This is a genomic window from Amycolatopsis mongoliensis, from assembly GCF_030285665.1.
Classification (GTDB): Bacteria; Actinomycetota; Actinomycetes; order Mycobacteriales; family Pseudonocardiaceae; genus Amycolatopsis; species Amycolatopsis mongoliensis.
In genome coordinates this window covers 9,394,587-9,416,686 of sequence record NZ_CP127295.1, presented here as the reverse complement: position 1 = coordinate 9,416,686, position 22,100 = coordinate 9,394,587, and the positions used below count along the sequence as shown (strand labels likewise).

Below are 22,100 nucleotides of genomic sequence, written 5' to 3'. Positions count from 1 at the left end.
CGCCGGCCGGGCCGATGGGAGGGTGGAGACATGACAGGCGAACGCGAGATCGAAGCCGTCGAGCAATGGTTCCGGCGCCGCGGGCTGCCTGCCGTGGTGCGCGGCCGTCCCGCCCAGCTCCTGGTCCGCACCGCCCCGGCGGTCGTGTTCATCGCGGCCTGGCAGGTATTGACCGCCGTGTTGTCCGCTGTGGACGGCGAAACCGACGCCGACTTCGACCGGCTGATGGAGAGCGACCTCTTCGCGCTCGGGTACGGCGGGCTGCTGCTGGGCCTGGTCGTCGTGCCGGCCCTCGGCTCCTGGCTCACCGCGCGATGGGTGCGGCGCAAGCTGGTCGGGCGCGGCGGGACCGGGTCCGCGGTGATCGTGGCGACGGTGTTCGTGGTCGTCGTGCCCGCCCTCGACCGGATCGTCGCGGGCAATTCGATACCACTCGGCTTGGTGACCCAGCTCGCGGTCCTGACCGGGCTCTTCGCGGCCGCGTTCGTCGGGGTCGGCTCGATCGTCGGCTGGGCGCTGCGGGCCGCGTTCCGCCAGCTGCGGCTGCTGGGCGAGCTGACCAGCCGGGTGCTCCCCTTGCTCCTGCTGTTCACCGTCTTCGGGTTCTTCACCACCGAGATCTGGCAGGTCGGCGCCGCGCTGCCGCGGGGGCGGATGTGGCTGATCGTCGGGCTCTTCGCCGTGGTCGCCGTGGTGTTCCTGCTCGCGGTGCTCAAGGCCGAAGTCACGACGCTGACCCAGTCGCACACGGCCCCGGTCGGCCTCGACAAGCTGCGCGAAACCCCGCTGGCGCCGCTCCTCACGGACGGCGTCCACGCCGAACGGCTGCCGCTGACGAAGCTGGAGCGGGCGAACATGATCCTCGTCCTGGTGCTGACCCAGGTACTGCAGACCCTCGTGCTCGCCACCGTGATGTTCGTCTTCTTCGTGGTCTTCGGGATCATCGCGGTCCAGCACTCGGTGATCAAGGCCTGGGTCGGCCGCGACCCTGCCAGCGGCACCCTGTTCGGCATCCAGCTGCCGATCCCGCAGGAGCTGCTGCACGTCTCCCTGTTCATCGCCGCGTTCTCCGGCCTGTACTTCGCCGCATCGACGGTGACCGACGCCAAGTACCGCAACGCCTTCTTCGACCCGCTCGCCGACCACCTGGCGGTCAGCCTGGTTGCCCGGGACCTCTACCTCGCCCGGCTTCCCGGCGCTCCGCGACGGGCCGAACCCGCCGCGGAGCACTGAACTCACCGGAGCTGCTGCACCACCTTCGTGACGGAGTTGAGCAGGTACTCCAGCGGGCCGCGCCGGAAGAAGCGGGACCAGATCCCGGCGAACACGATGGCCCCGAGGATGAACAGGAGCACCGGCACCCACGAATCCTGGGACTCGGTCCCGGTGGGCACCGACACCAGTGACGACACCACGAAGTGGCCGACGTAGGCCGTCAGGGACATGGTGCCGACGGCGATGATCGGTGCGGCCAGGCGGCGCAGCCACCGCAGCCGGTCGATGGCCACTGTCGCGCCCACGATCACGGTGATCGCCACGCCCACGCAGCCGATGATGTCGAACGTCATCCCGCTGTGCGGCCCGGCGGTCAACAACGTCCACGCCGATCCGGTGGCGTCGGGCGGCGCCAGGTCGCCACCGGAACCGAAGGACTTCGGCTCCGAACCCTGCGCCGAGGCTCCCCGCATCTCCGCGGCCTCCCGGACGCCGTCGAACAGCCGGCCCAGCAGCCAGGACGTACCGTAGGCGAACACGACGAGGGTGGGACCGAGTGCGGCCAGCCGCCGTCGCACGGTGGAGGCGGTCAGGTCGAGGCGGCCCAGCGCCATGCCGGCGATCACGAAGGCCATCCACGTCATCGCCGGGTAGAAGCCGGTGACCAGCAGATCCAGCAGTCCCACGCCGTCGATCCGGTCGAGCGGGTCATACGCCTTGAGGGCGGCCGTGACCGGTTCGGTGAGCAGCGACCGCACGCCGAACGCCAGCGGCGGCATGACGACCGCGAGCGCGGCCGCGATGATCGCCAGGGTCCTGGCCGGCAGCCGCACCAGGGGCAGGGCCAGCAGGAAGTAGAGGCCGTAGAAGGCGAGGATCACCACGCCGCCGTAGGCCATCGCCATGACGGTGCCCAGCGCCAGCAGGACCAGGGCCCGGATCGCGATCCGGGCTTTCGCCTGACGGCCGGCCAGGCCGGCCTTCGGCTCCAGACGGCCGGCGATCAGCATCAGCGAGAAGCCAGCGAGGGTGGCGAACAGGGCCGACGAGCGGCCTTCTGCCAGGCTTCGCACCCAGGCACCAACGCCGTCCACGGCCGACGCCGATGGCCCGATGTGGACGACGAACATGCCGAACACGGCCAGTGCACGGGCCAGATCCACCCCGACCAGGCGGGTCACCGAGGGGCCTGGCTGGTCGACATCGTCCGGTGGAGCGGCCGGCGGGGCCGGGGTGTCGTGTGGTGGCGGTGTCTGAGTCTTACCGAAAAGGTCGCCGGTCCGGTGGGCGCCGGCCATCCGGCAGGTTTCCGGATTCACCCCGCCGACCGGCCGGATTCGTTCAGCTGACCGGCATTGTCTGCTGCCGCCGATACGCACCGGAATGAATCGTCGGGACGAAGCGCAGCAGCTCGCGGAGGAGCTGCCAGGGCGTGGCCGACAATGCTTCCGGCTGGTCCGGCGGCTGGAGCTCGCCACCGTCTATCGAGCCGCGGCCGTCCTGCGCGCAGTCGACACCTGGACCTGGCGACGCGACCGTTTTACCAAGCGCAACGACACCGACGTCATCGATGATGTCAGCCCGCCTGGCCACCGTCCGGGGTGGGCAGGGCGCCGCTCTCGACGTTGAGATCGCGGTCGATGACACAGCTCGCGGGCGGAACGGGGCGATGAACGCATCGACTGCCATCGCGATGATCTACGCTGGTTCTCCGGCAGCCGGCGTTGCCACATCGGGCTGCTCGGCGCGGCCGAAGTCGGAGGGCGGGGACATGGCGTGGAGCACGCGACAGCTCGCCGAGCTGGCCGGCACCACCGTCAAGGCCGTGCGGTACTACCACCGGATCGGGTTGCTCGAGCTACCCGATCGAGCCCTCAACGGGTACAAGCAGTACCGAACGGCGCATCTCGCCAGGTTGCTCCGGATCAAGCGGCTGACCGAACTCGGATTCTCGCTCGGCCAGATCAAAGCCATGGAGGATTCGGACGCGGAGTCAGCGGAGGCGATCGATGTGCTCGACGCCGAACTGGCGGCCACCATCGAGCGCCTGCAGCGGATCCGCAGTGAGCTGGCGGTCATCCGGGAGCACCGGGTTCCCCCGGAACTTCCGGCGTCGTTCGGGGCGGTCGTCGCCGGCCTGCCGGAAAACGACCGGGCGATGCTCACCGTGTTCGCGGGGACCTTGGGACAAGACGAACTCGACGACCTGCGCCGCCTCATGGAAGATCCCATCGACAGTGCCGTCGATGAACAGTTCGATCACCTGCCCGCGGACGCCGACGATGCGACGATCGAGGTCCTTGCGGGCCGGTTGGCCGAGTCGATCCGGCAGAGTCACGCCCGGTTCCCGTGGATGGCGAACCCCGGCTCGGCAGGAACGCGCGGCACGGCGCTCACCGAGGCCGCGGTCGGGCCCGCCATCGTCGAGCGGTTGAATTCCGCTCAGCTCAAGACGCTCGTGCGCGCCCACGCGCTGGTCGAGGAGAACAGCTGAGCCCGGCTCTTCGTCGACGCTGTTCGGCGAGGCCGGACGGGTTCGTGCTCAGGTACCGGTGATGCCATGGTAGAGGATGCTCGTGCTGTTGTAGACGGCGTGAACGACGATCGGTGGCCAGAGGGAACCGGAGAACCGCAGCAGGAGTCCGTTGGCGAGCCCGACGACGAAGGCGAGCGGCATGATCGCGTTGATGCCGTGCGCGACGGCGAAGACGGCCGCGCTGACGATCACGCCTGCCCACGAGCCCCAGCGGAAGAGGAAGTTGGCGAACACGCCCCGGAACAGGGCTTCTTCGCCGAGCGGTGTCAGCAGACCGCCGAGCGCGATCGTGACCAGGAGGGAGAGCGGCCCGGCGCTCGCGGCGTCGCGGTAGCTCTGCTGCACACCCTCCGAGCCGGGGAAGAACGGGTCGAACACCGCTGAGACCGGCCAGCTCAACCCGAAGCACACGAGGCCGACGGCAACGCCCACGAGCAGCCAGCCGGCCCGCACCCGCCGCACACCGAACGGGCGCACGTCACGAAGGCGGAGGAGCACGGCCACCGCGAACGCGCCCAGCGGCGCGAGACCCGAAACGAGAAAGTTCGCTTGACCAGGGGATACCGGTGAGCCGTCAGGGAGCTTGACGGCGATCACCGATCCGGCCAGGTACAAGACCGCGGCGGCGAGAATCGCCATCCCGAGTTCGGGCCAGCCTGGTCGGCGGCGGTCCTGGTCCAGCGAGACTGTGTGCATTGCGTTCATGGCGAAGATCCTCACCCGTGCCCCAGGGGCAGGGTCAATCCCGACGGTCTCTCCGCCGGTGTGTCCGTACCTCTGACGGCACCGGGTTCAGCAGGCTGGCGACACCGACACCGACAGCGCGGACGGAGGTGGAGGGCCTCGCTGATCGTCGCCCGGCGCGGAATGAACGGGTTGCCGACGCCGACCACCCCCGAACTTCGGGTTGCTCAGCTGCCGGGTAGGGAGCGGGCCGACGTTGACGAGCGGCGCAGCGCCACGGAAGTTTGGAGCCACCCGCGCACCGACCCCCAGCCGACCGGTACGTGCACCTGGCCGGCCGCGGGCTTCCTCGGGATCGAAACTGGGGACGCGGGAGTGCTGCGCAACACGGGCGGGCGGGTGGACGGCCGGGTGATCGAGGACATCGCCTATCTGGCGGTGCGGCTCGGAGTCGGAATGGAAGTCGCGATCGTCCATCACACGCAGTGCGGCACCGGCCTGCTCGCCGACGCGGCGTTCCGCCGCTCGTTCGCGGATCGCACCGGAGGCGGCGACGCCGTGCTCGCCGAGCGCGCGGTGACGGACCCGGTCGCGACCGTGCGGCGCGACGTCGGGAAGCTCCTCGCCGACCCGCTGATGACCAGCGAAGTCCTCGCGTCGGTGTCGGGATACGTGCTGCGGCTGGAGACCGGACTCGTCGAGACCGCCGCCGAACCCGTTGCGCCGGCCGGCAGGTAGCCGAGCGGGAGGCGAGCGCCGACGGGTCAGTCGAGGATCGTCGCCGCCTGCCAGGCGCCGGGGCGCACGCCCGTCGCGTTCCGGAAGAACAACGAGAAGTTCGACGGGTCCGGGAACCCGAGCTCGCTCGCACACCGCGCCGCCGTGAGGCGGTCGTGGGCAAGCAGGCGCTTCGCCTCGAGCACGATCCGTTCCACGATGTACGCCTTCGCGGTACGTCCGGTGACCTGCTGCACCGCCCGGGTCAGCGTGCGCGGGGCGAACCCGAGCTTAGCTGCGTAGAAACCAGCGTCGTGGTGGGTCCGGAAATGCGCCTCGACGCTCGAGCGGAACAGCTGAAACGTCGGGTTCCCCGAGCGCGCCTCGGAACGCGGGGGCTCGACGCGGATGAGCAGCGCGGACAGCAGGATCTCGGGCAGCTCCGTCGACGGGTCCTCGGCCGAGGCGGCCGCCTCGAGGACGAGATGCCCGCGCGCCGCGTCGACGAACGGCCAGGCCTCGGCCGGAACCGGCCACCGGGCGACGAGATCGGGAGAAGCGACCAGTTCCCGCGTGCGGCGCGTTACCGGCGCGGTCGGGACGAAGAGCACCAGATGTCCCGTGATGCGGGCCGTGTCGTCCCAGCGGTGCACCGCGCCGGGCGGGATCCACACCGCGGTCCGCGCCGAGAGTGAGTGGGAGACGAAGTCGACCGTGACCGCGCCATCCCCGTCGTCGACCAGAGCGAGTACGTGGAAATCGGCTCGCTGCGTGCCGCCGTTGTTGGTCTCCCTGAGCCGTTCGAACGTCATCACCTCGACCGACGAGGCCCCGCGGTCGAGGGGCTGATAAGTCATGTGCCGGATCGCTGCCACGAGTCCAGTTTCCACCATCGGCCGTCCAGTCGCGCCGATGCCTCGTTCCGGGTACCGCGGTCCAATGGAGACACGGCGGAACCAGCCGGAAAGCGACCGAAGGATCCCTTGATGACCAGCACGCAGCAGCCTTCACTGCCCACATACGACCATCGGAGGGGCACCGGCCCGACCCTGGTGTTCCTCCACTACTGGGGCGGGTCCGCCCGCACCTGGGACCTGGTCGTGGACCGCCTGCCGGACCGCGACACGCTCGCGGTCGACTTCCGCGGGTGGAGCCGTTCGAACACGCTCCCCGGGCCCTACACGCTCCGCCAACTCGCCGACGACACCGTCGCCGTCCTCACCGACGCCGGAGTCGACGACTACGTCCTGGTCGGACACTCCATGGGCGGCAAGGTCGCGCAGCTCGTCGCCGCGACACGCCCCACCGGTCTGCGGGGGATAGTCCTCGTCGGATCCGGGCCGGCCAAGCCGGCCGCGGAGATCACCGCCGAGTACCGCCAGTTCCTCGCCCACGCCTACGACACCGAAGAGTCCACCGCTGCCGCGAGGGACACCGTCCTGACCGCCACCACCCTGCCGGCACGGGTCAAGGCACAGATCGGCACGGATTCCCGGGCCGGCGCCGAGGCGGCGCGCACGGAATGGCCGCTGCGCGGCATCGCCGAGGACATCACCGAACACGCCCGCATGATCAGCGTCCCGGCCCTCGTCATCGCCGGCGAGCACGACCGCGTCGAACCTGCCGAGGTGCTGCGCCGGAACCTCGTCCCCTACCTCTCCGGAGCGGAGTTCGCGGTGATTCCGAACTCTGGGCACCTCATCCCGGTCGAAGCCCCCGACCAACTCGTCGACGCGATCATCGCGTTCGCACCGGCCGCCTGACCGGCGATCCGCTCCAGCGTGGTTCCGCAACGCTGAAGCCGCGCATCGCGTCGTCACCACAGTTCCCTCCGACTCGAAGGCACGACCAGGACCGACACGACCAGGACCGACGCCAGCCCACCCTCGTCCTCGTCCTCGTCCTCGTCCTCGTCGTCGTCGTCGTCCTCGTCCTCGTCCACGGCGCGTTCGCGGACGCCTCCGGCTACCGTGGACTGATCACCGGCCTCGAAGCCGACGGCTTCACCGTCGTCGCCCCGCCTAACCCGCTGCGCGCGATCGCGTCCGACGCGGCGTCGATCCGGACCCGCGTCGCTGCCATCGATGGCCCGGTCGTGCTCGTCAGCCACTCCTACGCCGGCGCCGTCATCAGCCACGCCGTCGACGGCCTCGACAACGTGATCGGGCTGGTCTACCTGGCCGGGTCGGGCAGCAACGGCTCCAGCACCGCCCACTGAGCGTCGGTCAGGTCGAACCGCCCCACCGCCGCTAGGGTGTCCACGAGGTCTCCGGTATTCAGGTTCTTCTTGGTCGACGAACCAACTACCGGAGACCTCGCCTATTTCGGCCGCCGACACGCCCAGCACGGTCAACTCCAACTCAACCTGCTGGAGACGACTTCGATACAGGCCCTAGTCCCGTCGAACGACGCGCAGCTGGAACCCCAACCAAGAAAAGATTTCCGGAGTGAAAGCAGGACGAGACGCTTGCCCGCGGCCTCGCGGCGAGCACCGTGATCTTGGCCGTGTCGGCGACGCTGACCGCTGGAGCGAGTGCCGCGGCAGCGGCCGGTCGCGGGCTTCGAGCACGATCACCGAGAGGTGCCCCGGGGCCGGAGCTCGCGGGCCGGAGCGAGGCCGGCGAAACCGGCGCCCACGACGCTGACGTCAGCGCGTTCGCTCATGGCTGCTCCTCAAGGGCGGGGCGGCCGGCCGGAACGAGCGGGCGGGAGGTCGCCGCGCGAGTCCGGACCGGTGCGGTTTCGGGGAGGACGAGCAGGCACACCAGGCTCAGCGCGAGGAGCCCGGCGAGGTAGTAGCCGACGTTGTGGGCGTCACCGGTGCCGGCGACGATGCGGTTGGCGATCATCGGTGAGATGCCGCCGCCGAGGACGGCGCCGACGTGGTAGCCGACGCCCACCCCGGACTGGCGCTGCTCTCGCGGGAACAGCTCGGAGAAGTAGGTGTACATCGGGCCGAACAGGATTCCGGTGGCGGCGAAACCGAGGATCGTCGCGGTGTTGACCGCCGTGACCGTGCCCGTCGTGGCGATCGGGAACATCGCCAGCGCCGATGCCAGGGACAGCGCGGCGCCGGTGAGCATCACCGGCTTGCGGCCGATCCGGTCGGACAGCCACGCGGCACCGACGTTGGCCAGCGCGTGACCCAGCAGCGCGAGCATGGCGCCGTTGACGATGGGCTGACGCGGCAGGCCGAGCCCTTCCGGCGCGCGCGAGGTGGCGTAGGAGAGCATGAACGTCACCAGGGCGAACGTGCTCGCGGTCAGTCCGATGTTGACCCCGGCGATCAGCGCGAGCCGGCGCCAGTTGGTCCGGACGACGTCCGCCAGGGGCCGCTTCGCCCGGCCTTCGGCCGCTGCCATCCGCTGGAAGACGGGGCTTTCGCCGACGCCGCGGCGGACCCACATGCCCAGGACCAGCACCACGGCGCCGGCCAGGAACGGCAGCCGCCAGCCCCAGCTCGTGACGTCGTCTTCGGGCAGCAGCAGCACGAACGTGAAGGCGAGGTTGGCCAGGACCGTGCCGATCGGGGAACCGAGCGCCACGAAGGAGCCATACAGACCTCGACGGCGGTCCGGGGCGTGCTCGACGGCGAAGACCGCCGCCCCCGCGCTTTCCCCGCCGCGCGCGATCCCGTGCAGCAGGCGCAGCCCGACGAGCAGCAGCGGAGCGGCGACACCGAGCACGGCGTAGGGCGGCAGGACGCCCATCCCGAGGGTCGCCACGCCCATCAGGGTGAACGCCGCGAACAGCGCGGTCCGGCGGCCACGGCGGTCGCCGAGCCAGCCGAACGCCGCCGCGCCCAACGGGGCCATCAGGAAGCCGATGGCGAAGGTCGCGAGGCTCATGAAGGTGCCGAGCCAGGCGTCGCCGGTCTTGAAGAAAACCTGGCCGAACACGAGCGCGGCGGCGGTTCCGTAGATGGAGAAGTCGTACATCTCCAGCGAGGTGCCGACACCGGCGGCGAAGCCGAGGCGGAGGACGCTGGGCGGGTGCGCGTCGTTGCGCTGGGGAGGCATCGGAGTTCCTTCGTCAGGCGGGCAAGGGACTCCGCGGTCCCGCTTACTCTACTTTGGATGGATGACGGGCCAGTGCGGTGACCGTGATGTCCAAGTAGGGGAAGAGCGGGAGCGCGGAGAGCACGTCGTGCAGTTCGTCGTTCGACTCGACGTCGAAGACCGAGAAGTTGGCGTACTCACCGGCGATGCGCCACAGGTGCGGCCACTTGCCCGCGCGTTGCAACTGCTGGGCGTAGGCCTTCTCCCGGGCCACTAGGTCGGCTCGGGCGCCGGGGTCGAGGGTGGCGGGGATCTGGACGTCCATCCGGACGTGGAACAACATCGGCAAGTACTCCCTGAGCTTCAGTTCCGGACGGGGTCGAGGGCGAAGCCGTAGGAGACGGTCTCGCCGTCGTCCGCGGGCTTCGGCTCGAGGATCAGCTCCGGCTTGACGGCGGAGGCGATGTCGTCGTCGTTGTGCTCGTCGCCGGGGAAGTACAGCTGTGCGGTGAGCAACTCGTGGCCCGGGGCGGACACCTTGACGTGCAGGTGCGCCGGACGCCACGGGTGCCAGCCGGCGGCGGCGATGAGCTTGCCGCAGGCGCCGTCGGTCGGGATCTGGTACGGGGCGGGGCGGATCGTGTGGATCTCGAACCGGCCCTCGGCGTCGGTGGTGAACGTGGCGCGCAGGTTCCATTCGGGGATGCCGGGTGCGAACTGCGAGTAGAGCCCGTCCGCGTCGGCGTGCCACAACTCGATCTTCGCTCCGGCCAGCGCGGGGCCGTCGGTGGAGGTGACCTGGCCGGTCCACACCAGGGGAGTGCCGGGCTCGTCGGCGCGGGTGGGCACCGAGCCGCGCGCACCCTGCTCGGGGGCGCCGGGCACGTAGTACGGGCCTTCGATGGTGCCCCTGCTGCCCTGCCGGTGCTCGGTGGCGACGTCTTCGACGACGTGCTCGACCCAGACGTCGAGGAACAGCGGCCATTCGCCGGTCTCGCCGACGTCGATCAGCCATGCCTTGAGGGCATTGTACTCCTCGTAGGTGACCTTGTGGCGGCGGATGGTCTCGTGCACGGCCGAGAGCACTTCGCGGGCGAGCAGGTTGACCCGCTCCGGCGGGGTGCCCGCGCCCTGGGTGGTCTTGTCGGACTTGAACCGGTCGGTGGCATTGGCGCCGGAGCCGGCCGCGGTGGGCGCGTCGCGGTGGGTGGCGGTCATGGGATCCTCCTTGATCTTGGTTCAGTTGTCTTGGCGGTAGCGGGCGAGCTTGTCCGGGTCGATCTCGACGCCCAGGCCGGCGCCGGGCCGGATGGCCAGTTCGCCGTCGGTGATCTCGAGGGGCTCGGTGAGCAGGTCGTCGCTCATGTCGAGGAAGTTCGACAGCTCGCCGGCGCGGTGCGAGGTCAGCTTGAAGGCCGATCCGAACGCGACCGTGCACGCCGAGCCGAGCTGGCCGTCGATCTGGTTGCCCATGACGACTTCCAGGCCGAGCCCCTCGGCGAGGTGGTGGGTGCGCTGTGATCCGGTGAAGCCGGTGCGGGCCGTCTTGATGCTCACCGCCGTGGCCGAGCCACCGAGCACTTCGCGGGTGACGTCGGCCGGGGTGACGGCCGACTCGTCGGCGATGAACGGCACGTCGAGCCGGGAGACCAGCCAGCGGCGGCCGAGGACGTCGTCGGCCGGGCACAGCTCCTCGGCGAAGAGCAGGCCGAGGTCGTTCATCTGCTTCATCGCTCGTGCGGACTCGGCTGCGGTCCAGCCGCGGTTGCCGTCGACGTAGAGGTCGACGTCGTCCCCGAGGCCCTCGCGCAGCGCCCGGACCACCGCGGTGTCCAGGGAGACCGGGCGGCGGCCGACCTTCACCTTGAACGTCGTGATGCCGTGGCGATCGCGCATGCGCTCGGCTTCGGCGACCATCGCGGCGGGCTCGTCGAAGCCGAGCATGTGTGCCACGCGCAGGCGGTCGGTGTAGCCGCCGAGCAGCTCGGTGACCTGGACGTCCAGGCTGCGGCCGAGCGCGTCCCAGATCGCCATGTCGAGCGCGGCCTTCGCGGCCGGGTTGCTGACCGTGCGCGCCAGCCGCTGCGCCACCACTTCGCGTTCGAGCAGGCTGAGGCCGACGACCTGGGGGGCGAAGATCCGCTCGATGACGGCGACGATGCCGGCCTGGGTCTCGCCGTAGGTGAACGGCCGGGGCGGTGCCTCGGCGACACCGACGACGCCGTCGTCGGTGCGCACCCGCACGAGAACGTGCTCGGCGGCGCGTACTTCGCCGGAGGCGAACCTCAGCGGTTTGCGGTACGGGATGGCGAACGGGATCGCCTCCACGTCGGTAATCTTCACCGGATCCCCTCGTGACCGAATTTCATGCCGGACGATTTTCGGTCCGGGTCGGCTCAGCCTAGATTCGTTTCCGGGCCGACACAAAGTCCGATTTCCGGGAGATTGATATGCTGCGCTTATAAGCGGGCGCGTCAGCGCTTCGCGTAGCTGGCGAGCAGGGAGCGGAGCGTGGCGACACCGCGCTCGGTGCGCGCGTCGTCGCCGAACGCGGTCTGGTGGAACACCAGGCCGTCGATGGTGACGAAGACCAGTTCGGCGAGCGCCCGGTCGTCGAGGCCGTTGCGCGCCAGTTCGCGGTGGATGGCGTCGCGGTAGATGTCGTTGACCCGTTCCATCACCGGACGCAGTTCGGGGCGCCGGCGTGCTTCGAGCGTCAATTCGTATTGGAATGCCTGGGCGTCCGGATCGGCGGAAACGAGCGAAACCAGGCCGCTGGCGAATTGCTCGAAACCGGGTTCGTCCGACGGGAGTTCCGCGCCTTCGACGCTGCGCTCCGCGCAGTAGGCGAGGGCTTCTTCGACGAGGGTGGCCCAGTCGCCGAAGTGGTAGCGGACCGAGCCGTGGCTGACGCCCGCCTCCGCGGCCACGGCGCGGTAGGTCAGGCCGCGGAGACCCTGGGCCGAGACGACGCGCACCGCCGCGTCCAGCAGCGCCTGCCGGCCGCTCCCGTACGCCACCCCGCCCATCGCGTCCTCCGCCCTTCCTCAGGGGGAGTCTAGTGAAGGGCAGGTCAGTACAGCTCGATGACCAGCTTGTCGGTGAGGGCCCGCGAGACGCACAGGGCCACCTGGTCGCCGGCCGCCTTGTCGCTCGCGGACAGGCACTGGTCGCGATGATCGGGTATGCCTTCGAGCACTCCGCTGACGCACGACCCGCAGATGCCTTCCTCGCACGACTTGAACACGTCGATACCGTTGTCGGTGAGCACCGACAGGATCGAACGGCCGGCGGGGATTTCGTAGGCCTCGCCGGTGTCGAGTTCGACGGTGAAGGGCCGGTCGGCGCCGGTGTCGATCTCGGCGGCGGTGAAGTGCTCGACATGCACGTGGGAGTCGCCGACCACCGGGGCGAACACGCCGGTGACCTGGTCCATGAACCCGTCCGGGCCGCAGGTGTAGACGTGGCTCGCCGGCCCGAGGCCGGTCGCGACCCCGGTCAGCAGGGCGGGCTGTTCGGCACGGGGAACGCCGAAGTGCAGGTGGACGCGGTCACCGAACCCGGCGCGGTGCTCCAGCAGGTCGGCGAACGCCGCTTCGGCCCGGCTGCGGGCGAAGTAGTGCAGCTCGAAGCCGGCGCGGTCGTCATGCAGCTGGTAGGCCATGCTCAGCAGCGGGGTGATGCCGATCCCGCCCGCCACCAGCACGTGCCGGTCGGCATCGGCGGCCAGTGACAGGAGATTGCGTGGCTCGCCGATCTCGAGCTTGTCTCCCGCAGCCAGGGTGTGCAGCGCCTCGGAGCCGCCGCGGGAACCGGCCTCCCGCTTGACGGCGATGAGCAGGGAGGATGCATCGGCGGGCGGACTGCACAGCGAGTACTGCCGAAGGACCCCGGTGGGGCCGGTGACGTCGATGTGGGCGCCGGCCCGGTAGGGCTCGAACGGCGCCCCGTCGTCGCGGACCAGTCGCAGCGACCGCACCGCGGGGGTCTCGGCGGTCACCTCGGCGACCCGGACCAGGGTGTTCGGCATCGTGGCTCCCATCTCAGCGCAGGTAGAGGCCGCCGTTGGCGTCCCAGCAGGCCCCCGTGACCGACGCGGCTTCGGGGGAGGCCAGCAGCGCCACCATGCGGGCGATGAAGGCCGGGTCGCCGAGCCGGCCAACCGGGATGTTCTTCGCGAAGTCCTCGACGTTGTCTTCGCCGACGATCGACCGGACCATCGGGCTGTCCTGCGGTCCGGGGGACACGGCGTTGACCGTGACGCCGTGCGGCGCCAGCTCACGGGCGAAGACCTTGGTCGCGGACAGGATCGCGCCCTTGGAGGAGGCGTAGTGGCCGCCGGTGGCGGTGCCGCCGTTCTGCCCGGCCAGCGACGCCATGTTGACGATCCGGCCGTACCCCTGCCCGGCGAAGTGCGTGCCGAAGATCTGGCAGGCGGTGAACGTGCCGGTGAAGTTGACGGCCATCACGGCTTCCAGCTCGTCGGTGGTGATCTCCATCAGCGGGGTGGCCTGGGTGCGCGCGGCGTTGTTGACCAGCACGTGCACGCCACCGAACCCGGCGACCACGTCGGCCTTCAACCGTTCGAGGGCAGCCCGGTCGGTGACGTCAACGGCATAGCCGCGCGCGTCGCCCAGTTCCTCGGCCAGCGCAGTCGCGGCGGCACTGTCGAGGTCGGCCACGGCGACGCGGAAGCCCTCGGCATGCAGGCGCCGCACGATGAACTCGCCCAGGCCGTGGGCGCCGCCGGTGACCACGGCGACGTGCGCGCTCACAGCAGGAACCCGGCGGCCGGGACGGCGTCTTCGCTGTCGACGAGCCGGACGACCTTCAGGACGATCCGGTCGCCCGAAGGGGACAGCCGGATGTGGTGCACGAGGTCGGCCGCCCAGATGTCGTGCCGGCCGCGTTTGTAGGCGATCAGCACCTGTGCCGAACGCAGCACGACCTCGTCGTCGGTGACCGACTCCGGCACGAACCTCGACACGGTGCGCACGGTGCGGGCGGCGTCGACCGCGGCGATGGCGTAGCCCTCGGTCATGCGGGTGACGCGCATCCGCCGCATCCGGGCGTCGTCGTAGACCATGTTCAGCGTGCCGGCGAAGTCGTCGGTGTCCGGGTCGATCGGGATCACGTAGCTGCCGTCGTCGGTGTACAGGCCGATCCAGGTCTCGTAGTCCTTGCGGTCGAGCAGTTCGGCCTCGCGCCAGGCGAGGTCGATCGCCCGGACGACGCGCGGGTCCGTCGTCGGGACCGGGGCGGGCGCGGTGACGGTCTCAGGCATCGCGCATCATCTCCTTCCACTGGCCGTAGGCGGCGCGCATGCCGGTTTCGTCGGTGACGTGCGAGGTCGGCCAGCCTTCGGGGCTCGCCTTCTCCCGGGCCAGCCCGCGGTTGACCAGGATCGGCATGTCCGGTGCGCCTTGGGCTCCGCGCTGGACGCGGTCCCAGCCTTCGGCGTCGTCGGGGGTACCGAAGCCGAACGGGCCCTGGAAGTGCTCGTGGATGCGCAGCCGTTCGCGGTTGACCGCGTCCAGCTCGGGTGGCCCGTCGGGGCCGATGGCGATGTGCTCGATCTCGGTCTCGTCGACCGAGATCGGCCGCAGCACCCGAAAGAAGGCAGCTGACATCGACACGTTGGGGAACAGGTTCAGGTTGAACCCTGTCCCGTGCATCGCGCGGACGACTTTGCGCACCTGAGCGGGCTCGAGGGTCTGCGCGAGGTCCTTGATGAGGTGGTCGAACCGGCCCTGCAGCGGCTCGGTGCCGTCGTCGGCGTCGAGGTCGGAGTGCCCGGGCACCATCTGCATGACGCTGTGGCCGTTGCCGAGGGCGTGGGTGATCGCCGACGGGTCGGTCATGAACGACATCATGTCGGCGGTCTCGGCGTCCACCGAGGCCATCCACGAGCGGTGCACGATGGGGAAGTGGTAGCCGTCGGTGGTGTTCTCGAGCTGGATCTTCCAGTTCCCGCGGAACTTGAACCGGTGCTTGCCCAGGACCTTGATCGGGTAGCCGCCGCCCTGCTTCATGAAGCGGTCGATCCACAGCTTGGCGTCGCCGAGGAACTCCTCGAGGGACTCGATGCCGTCGTGGAAGGTCGCGAAGACCATGCCGCCGTAGGACTCGGTCCGCAGTTTCTTCAGTGACAGCTCGCCCTTTTCGATGACTCCCTCGTACCCCTCGGGGTAGGGGATGCCGCGCAGCTTGCCGTCGAGCCCGTACGACCAGGCGTGGTACGGGCAGGTGAAGCCGTTGGCCTGGCCCTTCGGCTTCTCGCACAGGCTCGCGCCGCGGTGGCGGCACCGGTTGAGCAATGTGTGCAGGGTGCCCTTGCGGTCGCGGGTGACGATCACCGGCTGGCGGCCGACGTGGGCGGATTTGAAGGTGCCCGGGCCGGGGAGCTCGCTCTCGTGGGCGACCCACACCCAGGTGCGTTCGAAGATCCGGCTGATCTCGCCTTCGAAGATCTCGGGGTCGGTGTAGAGGCGTCCGGCGACCCGGTCGGCGGCGGCCAGCTCGGCCGGGGTCGTGGTGTCGTGGCTCATGGTGGTCTCCGTGTCAGCCGGGCAGGTCGACGTCGTCGCGGACGGTCAGGGCGCGGCCGATGCGGGCTTCGACCTTCGCGAAGCGCCACAGCTTGGCCCCGCCGTCGCCGACCGGGGTGGTGCGGAACAGGTTGCAGGCTTCCTTGACCGTCTCCTGGCTGTCGGCGTCGGCGAGGAGGTAGCAGGTCCACGGCCACCCGTCCGACGGCCCGACCTGGTGCGAGTCGTCGTCGATGTCGCCGATGAAGGCGATGCCCGGCAACGCTTTCAGCTGGTCCATCATGGACACGAACGCCTGCCAGACGTCACCGGTGGTGAGCTCGCCGGTGGGCAGGTCGAAGAAGTTCTGGTTGATGCCGATGCAGAAGAGCACCCGCAGGGGCTGCGTGGGCACTGGGTCTCCTTGTCGTCGCTCAGCGGAAGCCGGGGATCGTGGGCGGCTGTCCCATCAGGACGGCGCCGGCGGCCTCGTAGAGGGCCGGGCCGAGGAAGGCGTGCTGCTTGGGCACGAGGGCGTCGCCCAGTAGGGCCTGCAGCGGGTGAGCCGGGTGGATCGGCGCGGTGCCGGAGATCTCGACCAGCTGTGCGACGACGTCCGACGCGGTCTTGGCCAGGTGCGCGGAAGCGAGGCGCAGCTGCGCGTTCTGCTCGTCGGTGGCCTCGTCGCCGGCGACGACCGTGTCCCAGACCTCGTGACTGAGTTCGTAGAACCACGCACGGGCCGAGCGCAGGGCGGCTTCGGCGGTGGCGACGCCGGTGCGGTAGTAGGCCCGGTCGGCCAGCTTCGGCGCGCCGGTGACGCCCCGGTACCCGGCGCCGGCCTCGCGGGCGTGGTCCAGCGCGGCGCGGGCGACACCGGCGCCGACGACCGCGAGGACCTGGGCGGCGTAGGCGATCGTGGGGTAGCGGTAGAGCGGCTCGTCGATCGTGGGCTTGCCGCCGCGGAGGAACGTCCACTCGCGAGGCACTTCCACGTCGCGCACGACGAGGTCGAACGAGCCGGTGCCGCGCATGCCGACGGCGTCCCACTCCTGGACGATCTCGACCTGCCCGGGCCGCAGCACGGCGGTGCGCGGCTTGCCGGCGGTCGAGGAGTCGCCGGCGATGCCGACACCGAGGACGTCGGCGCCCATGCAGCCGCTGGCGAACTTCCACCGGCCGTCGACGCGGAAGCCGCGCTCGGTCGGGGTGGCCGGCTGGACCGGGAAGAGCCCGGCGGAGAAGGCCACGTCGGGACCGTCCTTGTACACCTCGGCCTGCGTCTCGACGGGCAACGCCGCGAGGTAGACCAACGCCGAGCCGAAGCTGGCGACCCAGCCGGTCGACCCGTCGACGACCGAGATTCGCTCGATCCGGTCGAGGAACTCCGCCGGCGGCAGCGGCTCGCCGCCGAACTTCGCGGGCGTGGCGGCCCGGTAGATGCCGATTTCCTTGAGCCGCGCGATGAAGTCCGGCGGGACGTGGCGCTGCTGCTGGAACTGCTCCCGGCGCTCGGCGAGCTCGGAAAGCACTTCGTCGAAGGTGACCATTTCGGCTCCTCGTCGCGGTGGGTGATTCCCGACGGTACGAACGAGCCGGGACGCGCGGAATCGGTATTGCCTCTGCCGCCGTAGGGGATTCCTTCAGTGCGGGCCCCGGATACCGCGCTTACGCTGGCCCGATGACGGTCGACCCGCGTTCACCCGAGCTGACGGCACCGGACTTCGTGGCGATGCTGCACGCCAGCCCGATGTGCGTGCTCGTGCACGACGGCGCGACGAAGAACATCCTGTGGGCCAACCCCGCGGCGTGCGAGATGCTCGAGTGGAGCGTCGCCGAACTGCGTCCGCTCAAGGCCAACGACATGAGCAGCTCCGCGCAGCAGTACGACCGGGTGCTCGGCCGGGCCTGGCTGCAGGACGCGGTTGACAACGGCGCCAGCCGAACCGAGTGGCACTACCGGACGAAGTCCGGCCGCGTGATCCCCACCGACGCGGTGGCCGTGCGGGTCGAGCTGGCCCAGGGACCCGCGGTCATGGTGCAGTTCCGGGACATCGAGCGCGAGCAGGAGGTCGAGCGCCGGCTGCGGCTGACCACGACCTGGGTCGACGCGCTGGCCCACCACACCTCGGCCGTCGCGTTGATGCTCGACCGCTCGGGAGCACTCCGGTTCGCCACCGACACGGCCGTGGCGATGCTCGGCGCTGACGCCGACCGGCCGCTCGGGCTGCTGGGCGACCACGCCACGCTGCGCCTGGACGGCCGGGTCACCGCGTGGCCGGCGGCGCGGGACCGCGCCGATCCCGTGGCACGGGTCCAGCTGGAGATCCCCGCTCGCGACGGGCGGGCGGCGGTGTGGCTGGAAGGCAGCCTGGAACGGCTGGCGGAAGGGGACGGCGACGCACTGCTGATGCTCCTGCACGACGTCTCCGAACGGGTGCAGGGCGAAGTCCGCCGGGAGCGCGAGCTGCACCGCGAGAACTACCTGGCGCGCTACACCGCGATGGGGGACATGGCGATGGCCATCGCCCACGAGCTCGGCCAGCCCCTCGCCGCCGCGGGGAACTTCCTCGCGGGCGTCCGGCCGGGTGCCGAGGCGCTCGAGGCCGATCGCGTCGTCTACGGCATCGACAGCGCGGTGCGCCAGATCGAGCGGGCCAGCACGATCGTCGAGTCGGTCCGTGCGTTCGTCGGGCACCTCGAGCACGTGCGCCAGGTCGCCGACCTCAACGATGTCGTCGATGAATGCCTGTACTTCGTCCGCCTCCGTGCCGAGCCTGCGGGCGTCGACGTGCGATTCGAGCGCTCGCCGTCCCCGGTGCCGGTCCGTTGCGAACGGGTGCTGACCGGCCAGGTGGTGCTCAATCTGTGCTTCAACGCCGTCGACGAGATGGCCGAATGCCTGCCGCACCGGCGGCAGGTCGTGATCGGGACCGGCACCCGCGACGGAGCTGGGGTGGTCACGGTCGACGACCGCGGCCGCGGGTTCCCCCGTGACCCGTTCGAAGAGTCCTTCACCGCCAAGGACCACGGCAGCGGAATCGGCCTGGCGCTGAGCTACCGGATCATCACCCGGCAGCACGGCAGCATCTGGGCCGAGCGGCGAGCGGACGGCGGGTCGCGGTTCGGGTTCTCGCTGCCGTCGGCCGAAGCCACGTAAGGAAATCTTCAGCCGGGGCGGGGGAACTCTCGATATCCGGCACTGTGGCCGATCCGTACGGTCTCGAAGTAGTTCCGGTACCGACACCGCCCTTGGAGGAACCGTGTCCGAGCTGACCCGGACCCAGCGCGACTTCCGCACCGCCATGGCCAACCTCTCCGCGGCGGTCAACGTGGTCACCACCGGCGGGCCGCACGGCCTGGCCGGCATGACGGTGAGCGCGGCCTGCTCGGTCACCGACTCGCCGCCGACGGTGCTGGTGTGCGTCAACCGGTCGAGCCGTTCGCACGACGTCCTGGTGGCGAACGGCCGTCTCTGCGTCAACGTCCTCGGCGCCGGGCAGGAGGAGCTGGCGATGCACTTCGCCGGCGCGACCCGGGTGCCGACCGCCGAGCGATTCGCCTCGGCCGGCTGGGACCTCGACACCGAAGGCGTCCCCGTGCTGCGTGGCGCTTCGGCGTCGGTGATCGGCCGGATCGTCACCGAGCAGCCGCACGGCTCGCATTCGGTGCTGTTCGTCGCGGTCGACAAGGTCCTGACGCGCGAGGGCAGCGGCGCGCTGGTGTACTTCCAGCGCAGGTTCCACGCCCTGGGCGCGGCCGGGCTGAGCGCGTGAAGCCCGCCCGCATGACCCTGACCTGCTACAACGACACCCACGGGTACGGCTGGCGGCACGTGGACCTGTTCACCCACGATGCCGAGGGGCGCGAGCTGAACTGGGTGCACTGGCAGGTTCCGGCCGACGGCCCGGATGCGGCCGACGCCGTGACCGCGCGGGTCGAACCGCTGCTGCGGCGCACGTCGGACTGGCGGCACGCGGTCAGCGCCGGCGGCGTGGACTACTGGGTCGCCGACGCCGAGTGGGCGCAGCCGTGACCCGCTACCGGCCCTGGTCGCTGCGCGACCTCGTCGCCGACATCGCGGCCGGCCGGACCACCCCCGAGGACGCCGTCGCCCGGGCGCGTGCCCGCATCGCCGCGACCGACGCCGAGCTGCACGCCTGGGTGGCGCACGTCCCGTCCCTCGACCCCGCTACAGGACCGCTGGGCGGAGTACCGCTGGCGGTCAAGGACATCATTGACCTGGCGGGACTGCCGACCCGCTGCGGCTCCGCGCTGCGCGCCGACGCACCCCCGGCGGCCTCCGACGCCGTGATCGTCGAGCGCTGGCGTCATGCGGGCGCCGTGCCGATCGGGAAGACCGTCACCACCGAGTTCGCCTTCTTCTCACCCGGGCCGACCGGGAACCCGGCCGCGCCGGGGCACACGCCGGGCGGTTCGTCGAGTGGTTCGGCCGCGGCCGTGGCCGCGGGGCACGTCCCGCTGGCCCTCGGGTCGCAGACCGCCGGGTCGGTCACCCGGCCCGCCTCGTTCTGCGGGGTCGCGGCGCTGGTGATGAGCCGGGGCCGGATCCCGGCCGATGGCGTCACCGGGCTCAGCCCCAGCCTGGACAGCCACGGCCTGTTCGTCGCGACGGCTTCGGACGCCGCACTGGCCTGGAGCGCGTTGACGGGCGAACCCGAGGTCCCGCCTCGTCCGCCGCGCCTGCTCGTGTGGCATGGAAGCGGCGAAACGCGGGCAACCGTCGACGCTGCCGCGGGCAAGCTGAAATCGGCCGGTGCGGTCGCCGAGGAGTTCCCCGACCCAGCCCTGATCGCGTCGCTGACGGCCGCGCATCCGGTCGTGATGGCGTATGAGGCGGCTCGGGAACGCGCCGAAGAACTGGCGATGGCCGACCGCCTGAGCGCGCAGCTGGCGAACCTCCTCCGAACCGGCGCCGCGATGTCCCGCGAGGACTACGAACAGGCCCAGGCGACGATCGCCGCGGGCGGGCGACGGCTCGCCGAGATCTGCGCGTCCTACGACGCCGTGCTGGCGCCCGCTGCGCCCGGTCCGGCGCCGCGCGGGCTGGCGGCCACCGGCGACCCGGTGCTGAGCCGTCCGTGGCAGGCGCTCGGGCTGGCGGTGGCCACCGTGCCCGGCCTGCGTGACGACGCCGGGCTGCCGCTGGGACTTCAGCTCGTGGGCAAACTCCGGGAGGAAGCCGCGTTGCTCGGCGCGGCTCGCTGGGTGGAGGACGCGCTCACACCGTGACCTGGTGGGTGAGGATGTCGCGTACCAGGGTGCCGAGGCTGTCCGAGCCGGTCTTCGCCTTGATCCGGGCCCGGTGCACGTCGACGGTCTTGACACTGGTGCCCAGCCGGTGGGCGATCACCTGGCTGGGCAACCCATCGATGACCAGCCGCAGCACCTCGCGTTCGCGCTGGGTCAACGTAGCCACCCGGGCGTGCACGGCATCCCGTTCGGCGTGCTCGGCGAACCGGCGGCGGGCCTGGACGAGCTGAGCTTGGACGACCTCGACCATCCGCTGCGGCTGGTAGGGCTTCTCCAGGAAGTCGACCGCGCCGGCGGTAAGCGCGCGCACCGACATCGGGATGTCGCCGTGCGCCGAGCAGAACACCACCGGTGCCGGGTAGCCCAGCTCGACGAGCTTCTCCTGCAGCTGGAAGCCGCTGATGACCGGCATCCGCACGTCGACGATCACCACCGCCGGCTCGGCCGGGTCGAACTCCGCCAGGAACGACGTCGCGTCGGGGTACGTGAAGGCCTGTACCCCGACGCTTTCCAGAAGGAACACCAGGGACTGGCGCAGGTCCTCGTCGTCGTCGACGACGTGCACCACCGGCTCCCGGGTCGTCACGGCGGTCATGGCTCCATCAGTGCCGACGCCGACGGGTACGCACTAGCCCAGCCCGGCGCCAGGGGAGCGATGAACACGTTCTCGGTCCGGGTCCGGGTGATCTTCCACGTGCCGCCGGTGCGGCGGAAAGCGTTGTTGAGGCGGCTGGAGCGCAGGAGCGCCGTGCCGTCGGAGAACAGCCACGGCTGCACGTGGATCCACTGCCCGCTCGCCTCTTCGCCGTCGACGTGGATCTGTTCCGAGGTCAGGTAGTGGGCGTTCAGCAGCAGCTCGGGGTCCTTCTTCTCGCCCCAGAACCGCTGGAAGTGCGCCCGGATGGCGGCGGCGCCTTCGGCCCGGCCGAACTGGCCGTCGTAGTACTCCCCGACGCCTTCCCAGACGGCGTCTTCGGTGTAGAGCTCCAGGATGCGGTCGATGCGCTGGTCGTCGTCGAGCACGCCGAACTCTGGACACGGCGTATCGCAGAGGAACATGTACCGCGCCTGCACCCGGCGGATCTCGGCCTCGGCCTCCAGGACGCCGACCCGGCGGGCCAGGTCGGCGATGGTCGCTTCCAGGGACAT

25 protein-coding genes are annotated in these 22,100 nt (G+C 70.6%); 9 read left to right on the top strand and 16 right to left on the bottom strand.

Features of this window, described 5'->3' with window-relative positions:
• Positions 1-30 precede the first annotated feature (30 nt).
• Entirely contained in the window at positions 31-1,233 is a 1,203-nt protein-coding gene (locus tag QRX60_RS45160) for a hypothetical protein (protein ID WP_285997613.1), read from the top strand.
• A 2-nt stretch (positions 1,234-1,235) separates the two neighbouring features.
• Here QRX60_RS45160 and QRX60_RS45155 read toward each other — a convergent pair whose 3' ends face one another.
• Complete coding sequence (locus tag QRX60_RS45155) at positions 1,236-2,396, bottom strand: DUF418 domain-containing protein (RefSeq protein ID WP_285997612.1); 1,161 nt, start codon at positions 2,394-2,396, stop codon at positions 1,236-1,238.
• A gap of 488 nt (positions 2,397-2,884) precedes the next feature.
• On the opposite strand from QRX60_RS45155, the gene QRX60_RS45150 reads away from it, so the two are divergent.
• Positions 2,885-3,709, top strand: coding sequence for a helix-turn-helix domain-containing protein (locus QRX60_RS45150; protein WP_285997611.1), 825 nt, complete (start codon positions 2,885-2,887; stop codon positions 3,707-3,709).
• Between the two features lie 48 nt (positions 3,710-3,757).
• Here QRX60_RS45150 and QRX60_RS45145 read toward each other — a convergent pair whose 3' ends face one another.
• A complete protein-coding gene (locus QRX60_RS45145; RefSeq protein WP_285997610.1) occupies positions 3,758-4,456 on the bottom strand; it encodes a CPBP family intramembrane glutamic endopeptidase in 699 nt (232 codons plus the stop codon).
• A 354-nt stretch (positions 4,457-4,810) separates the two neighbouring features.
• On the opposite strand from QRX60_RS45145, the gene QRX60_RS45140 reads away from it, so the two are divergent.
• Positions 4,811-5,173: a carbonic anhydrase gene (locus QRX60_RS45140; protein WP_285997609.1), complete on the top strand. Its 363-nt coding sequence runs from the start codon at positions 4,811-4,813 to the stop codon at positions 5,171-5,173.
• A 26-nt stretch (positions 5,174-5,199) separates the two neighbouring features.
• Here QRX60_RS45140 and QRX60_RS45135 read toward each other — a convergent pair whose 3' ends face one another.
• Positions 5,200-6,027, bottom strand: coding sequence for a helix-turn-helix domain-containing protein (locus QRX60_RS45135; protein WP_285997608.1), 828 nt, complete (start codon positions 6,025-6,027; stop codon positions 5,200-5,202).
• 111 nt (positions 6,028-6,138) lie between these two features.
• On the opposite strand from QRX60_RS45135, the gene QRX60_RS45130 reads away from it, so the two are divergent.
• Positions 6,139-6,915: an alpha/beta fold hydrolase gene (locus QRX60_RS45130; protein WP_285997607.1), complete on the top strand. Its 777-nt coding sequence runs from the start codon at positions 6,139-6,141 to the stop codon at positions 6,913-6,915.
• Entirely contained in the window at positions 6,912-7,370 is a 459-nt protein-coding gene (locus tag QRX60_RS51540; protein ID WP_332845880.1) for an alpha/beta fold hydrolase, read from the top strand. Before QRX60_RS45130 ends, QRX60_RS51540 begins: the two co-directional genes overlap by 4 nt.
• Positions 7,371-7,812: 442 nt before the next feature.
• Here the strand turns inward: QRX60_RS51540 and QRX60_RS45115 are convergent, their stop codons facing one another.
• From QRX60_RS45115 to QRX60_RS45065, 11 genes are all read right to left on the bottom strand, one after another.
• Positions 7,813-9,171, bottom strand: coding sequence for an MFS transporter (locus QRX60_RS45115; protein ID WP_285997604.1), 1,359 nt, complete (start codon positions 9,169-9,171; stop codon positions 7,813-7,815).
• Between the two features lie 43 nt (positions 9,172-9,214).
• On the bottom strand, positions 9,215-9,493 hold the full coding sequence (catC, locus tag QRX60_RS45110) for a muconolactone Delta-isomerase (RefSeq protein ID WP_285997603.1): 279 nt from the start codon (positions 9,491-9,493) through the stop codon (positions 9,215-9,217).
• 20 nt (positions 9,494-9,513) lie between these two features.
• Positions 9,514-10,368 carry a catechol 1,2-dioxygenase gene (catA, locus tag QRX60_RS45105; protein ID WP_285997602.1) on the bottom strand — a complete coding sequence of 285 codons (855 nt, stop codon included), beginning with the start codon at positions 10,366-10,368 and terminating at the stop codon, positions 9,514-9,516.
• Positions 10,369-10,389: 21 nt separating this feature from the next.
• Positions 10,390-11,493 carry a mandelate racemase/muconate lactonizing enzyme family protein gene (locus tag QRX60_RS45100; protein WP_285997601.1) on the bottom strand — a complete coding sequence of 368 codons (1,104 nt, stop codon included), beginning with the start codon at positions 11,491-11,493 and terminating at the stop codon, positions 10,390-10,392.
• 131 nt (positions 11,494-11,624) lie between these two features.
• Entirely contained in the window at positions 11,625-12,179 is a 555-nt protein-coding gene (locus QRX60_RS45095; RefSeq protein WP_285997600.1) for a TetR/AcrR family transcriptional regulator, read from the bottom strand.
• Between the two features lie 44 nt (positions 12,180-12,223).
• Positions 12,224-13,180 (bottom strand): PDR/VanB family oxidoreductase, encoded by a 957-nt coding sequence (locus tag QRX60_RS45090; RefSeq protein ID WP_285997599.1) that lies wholly within the window; start codon positions 13,178-13,180, stop codon positions 12,224-12,226.
• A 13-nt stretch (positions 13,181-13,193) separates the two neighbouring features.
• Positions 13,194-13,925: an SDR family NAD(P)-dependent oxidoreductase gene (locus QRX60_RS45085; protein ID WP_285997598.1), complete on the bottom strand. Its 732-nt coding sequence runs from the start codon at positions 13,923-13,925 to the stop codon at positions 13,194-13,196.
• Positions 13,922-14,434, bottom strand: a complete 513-nt coding sequence (locus QRX60_RS45080; protein ID WP_285997597.1) for an aromatic-ring-hydroxylating dioxygenase subunit beta — start codon at positions 14,432-14,434, stop codon at positions 13,922-13,924. Before QRX60_RS45080 ends, QRX60_RS45085 begins: the two co-directional genes overlap by 4 nt.
• The gene (locus QRX60_RS45075) at positions 14,427-15,698 is read right to left on the bottom strand and encodes an aromatic ring-hydroxylating oxygenase subunit alpha (protein WP_285997596.1); all 1,272 of its coding nucleotides are present in this window, start codon (positions 15,696-15,698) and stop codon (positions 14,427-14,429) included. The genes QRX60_RS45080 and QRX60_RS45075 overlap by 8 nt, the downstream gene beginning before the upstream one ends.
• A gap of 13 nt (positions 15,699-15,711) precedes the next feature.
• Positions 15,712-16,092 carry a hypothetical protein gene (locus tag QRX60_RS45070; RefSeq protein ID WP_285997595.1) on the bottom strand — a complete coding sequence of 127 codons (381 nt, stop codon included), beginning with the start codon at positions 16,090-16,092 and terminating at the stop codon, positions 15,712-15,714.
• A 19-nt stretch (positions 16,093-16,111) separates the two neighbouring features.
• Complete coding sequence (locus tag QRX60_RS45065; RefSeq protein WP_285997594.1) at positions 16,112-17,227, bottom strand: acyl-CoA dehydrogenase family protein; 1,116 nt, start codon at positions 17,225-17,227, stop codon at positions 16,112-16,114.
• A 131-nt stretch (positions 17,228-17,358) separates the two neighbouring features.
• Here QRX60_RS45065 and QRX60_RS45060 point away from each other — a divergent pair, with 131 nt between their 5' ends.
• The 4 genes from QRX60_RS45060 (at position 17,359) to QRX60_RS45045 (ending at position 20,930) form a co-directional block, all read left to right on the top strand.
• Positions 17,359-18,837, top strand: a complete 1,479-nt coding sequence (locus QRX60_RS45060; RefSeq protein ID WP_285997593.1) for a PAS domain-containing sensor histidine kinase — start codon at positions 17,359-17,361, stop codon at positions 18,835-18,837.
• Positions 18,838-18,940: 103 nt separating this feature from the next.
• The gene (locus QRX60_RS45055; RefSeq protein ID WP_285997592.1) at positions 18,941-19,453 is read left to right on the top strand and encodes a flavin reductase; all 513 of its coding nucleotides are present in this window, start codon (positions 18,941-18,943) and stop codon (positions 19,451-19,453) included.
• A complete protein-coding gene (locus QRX60_RS45050) occupies positions 19,450-19,713 on the top strand; it encodes a hypothetical protein (RefSeq protein ID WP_285997591.1) in 264 nt (87 codons plus the stop codon). The genes QRX60_RS45055 and QRX60_RS45050 overlap by 4 nt, the downstream gene beginning before the upstream one ends.
• Positions 19,710-20,930 carry an amidase family protein gene (locus QRX60_RS45045; protein ID WP_285997590.1) on the top strand — a complete coding sequence of 407 codons (1,221 nt, stop codon included), beginning with the start codon at positions 19,710-19,712 and terminating at the stop codon, positions 20,928-20,930. Before QRX60_RS45050 ends, QRX60_RS45045 begins: the two co-directional genes overlap by 4 nt.
• On the opposite strand, the gene QRX60_RS45040 is transcribed toward QRX60_RS45045, so the two are convergent.
• Complete coding sequence (locus QRX60_RS45040; protein ID WP_285997589.1) at positions 20,920-21,546, bottom strand: response regulator transcription factor; 627 nt, start codon at positions 21,544-21,546, stop codon at positions 20,920-20,922. The two genes, QRX60_RS45045 and QRX60_RS45040, sit on opposite strands and share 11 nt — an antisense overlap.
• A complete protein-coding gene (locus QRX60_RS45035) occupies positions 21,543-22,100 on the bottom strand; it encodes a nuclear transport factor 2 family protein (protein WP_285997588.1) in 558 nt (185 codons plus the stop codon). The genes QRX60_RS45040 and QRX60_RS45035 overlap by 4 nt, the downstream gene beginning before the upstream one ends.

Excerpts from the sequence above, each read along its gene's own strand:
- QRX60_RS45160 (WP_285997613.1), top strand. The coding sequence starts at position 31 with ATGACAGGCGAACGCGAGATCGAAGCCGTCGAGCAATGGTTCCGGCGC.
- QRX60_RS45150 (WP_285997611.1), top strand. The coding sequence starts at position 2,885 with ATGAACGCATCGACTGCCATCGCGATGATCTACGCTGGTTCTCCGGCA.
- QRX60_RS45145 (WP_285997610.1), bottom strand. The coding sequence starts at position 4,456 with ATGAACGCAATGCACACAGTCTCGCTGGACCAGGACCGCCGCCGACCA.
- QRX60_RS45130 (WP_285997607.1), top strand. The coding sequence starts at position 6,139 with ATGACCAGCACGCAGCAGCCTTCACTGCCCACATACGACCATCGGAGG.
- QRX60_RS45115 (WP_285997604.1), bottom strand. The coding sequence starts at position 9,171 with ATGCCTCCCCAGCGCAACGACGCGCACCCGCCCAGCGTCCTCCGCCTC.
- catC (WP_285997603.1), bottom strand. The coding sequence starts at position 9,493 with ATGTTGTTCCACGTCCGGATGGACGTCCAGATCCCCGCCACCCTCGAC.
- catA (WP_285997602.1), bottom strand. The coding sequence starts at position 10,368 with ATGACCGCCACCCACCGCGACGCGCCCACCGCGGCCGGCTCCGGCGCC.
- QRX60_RS45095 (WP_285997600.1), bottom strand. The coding sequence starts at position 12,179 with ATGGGCGGGGTGGCGTACGGGAGCGGCCGGCAGGCGCTGCTGGACGCG.
- QRX60_RS45090 (WP_285997599.1), bottom strand. The coding sequence starts at position 13,180 with ATGCCGAACACCCTGGTCCGGGTCGCCGAGGTGACCGCCGAGACCCCC.
- QRX60_RS45080 (WP_285997597.1), bottom strand. The coding sequence starts at position 14,434 with ATGCCTGAGACCGTCACCGCGCCCGCCCCGGTCCCGACGACGGACCCG.
- QRX60_RS45075 (WP_285997596.1), bottom strand. The coding sequence starts at position 15,698 with ATGAGCCACGACACCACGACCCCGGCCGAGCTGGCCGCCGCCGACCGG.
- QRX60_RS45065 (WP_285997594.1), bottom strand. The coding sequence starts at position 17,227 with ATGGTCACCTTCGACGAAGTGCTTTCCGAGCTCGCCGAGCGCCGGGAG.
- QRX60_RS45060 (WP_285997593.1), top strand. The coding sequence starts at position 17,359 with ATGACGGTCGACCCGCGTTCACCCGAGCTGACGGCACCGGACTTCGTG.
- QRX60_RS45040 (WP_285997589.1), bottom strand. The coding sequence starts at position 21,546 with ATGACCGCCGTGACGACCCGGGAGCCGGTGGTGCACGTCGTCGACGAC.
- QRX60_RS45035 (WP_285997588.1), bottom strand. The coding sequence starts at position 22,100 with ATGTCCCTGGAAGCGACCATCGCCGACCTGGCCCGCCGGGTCGGCGTC.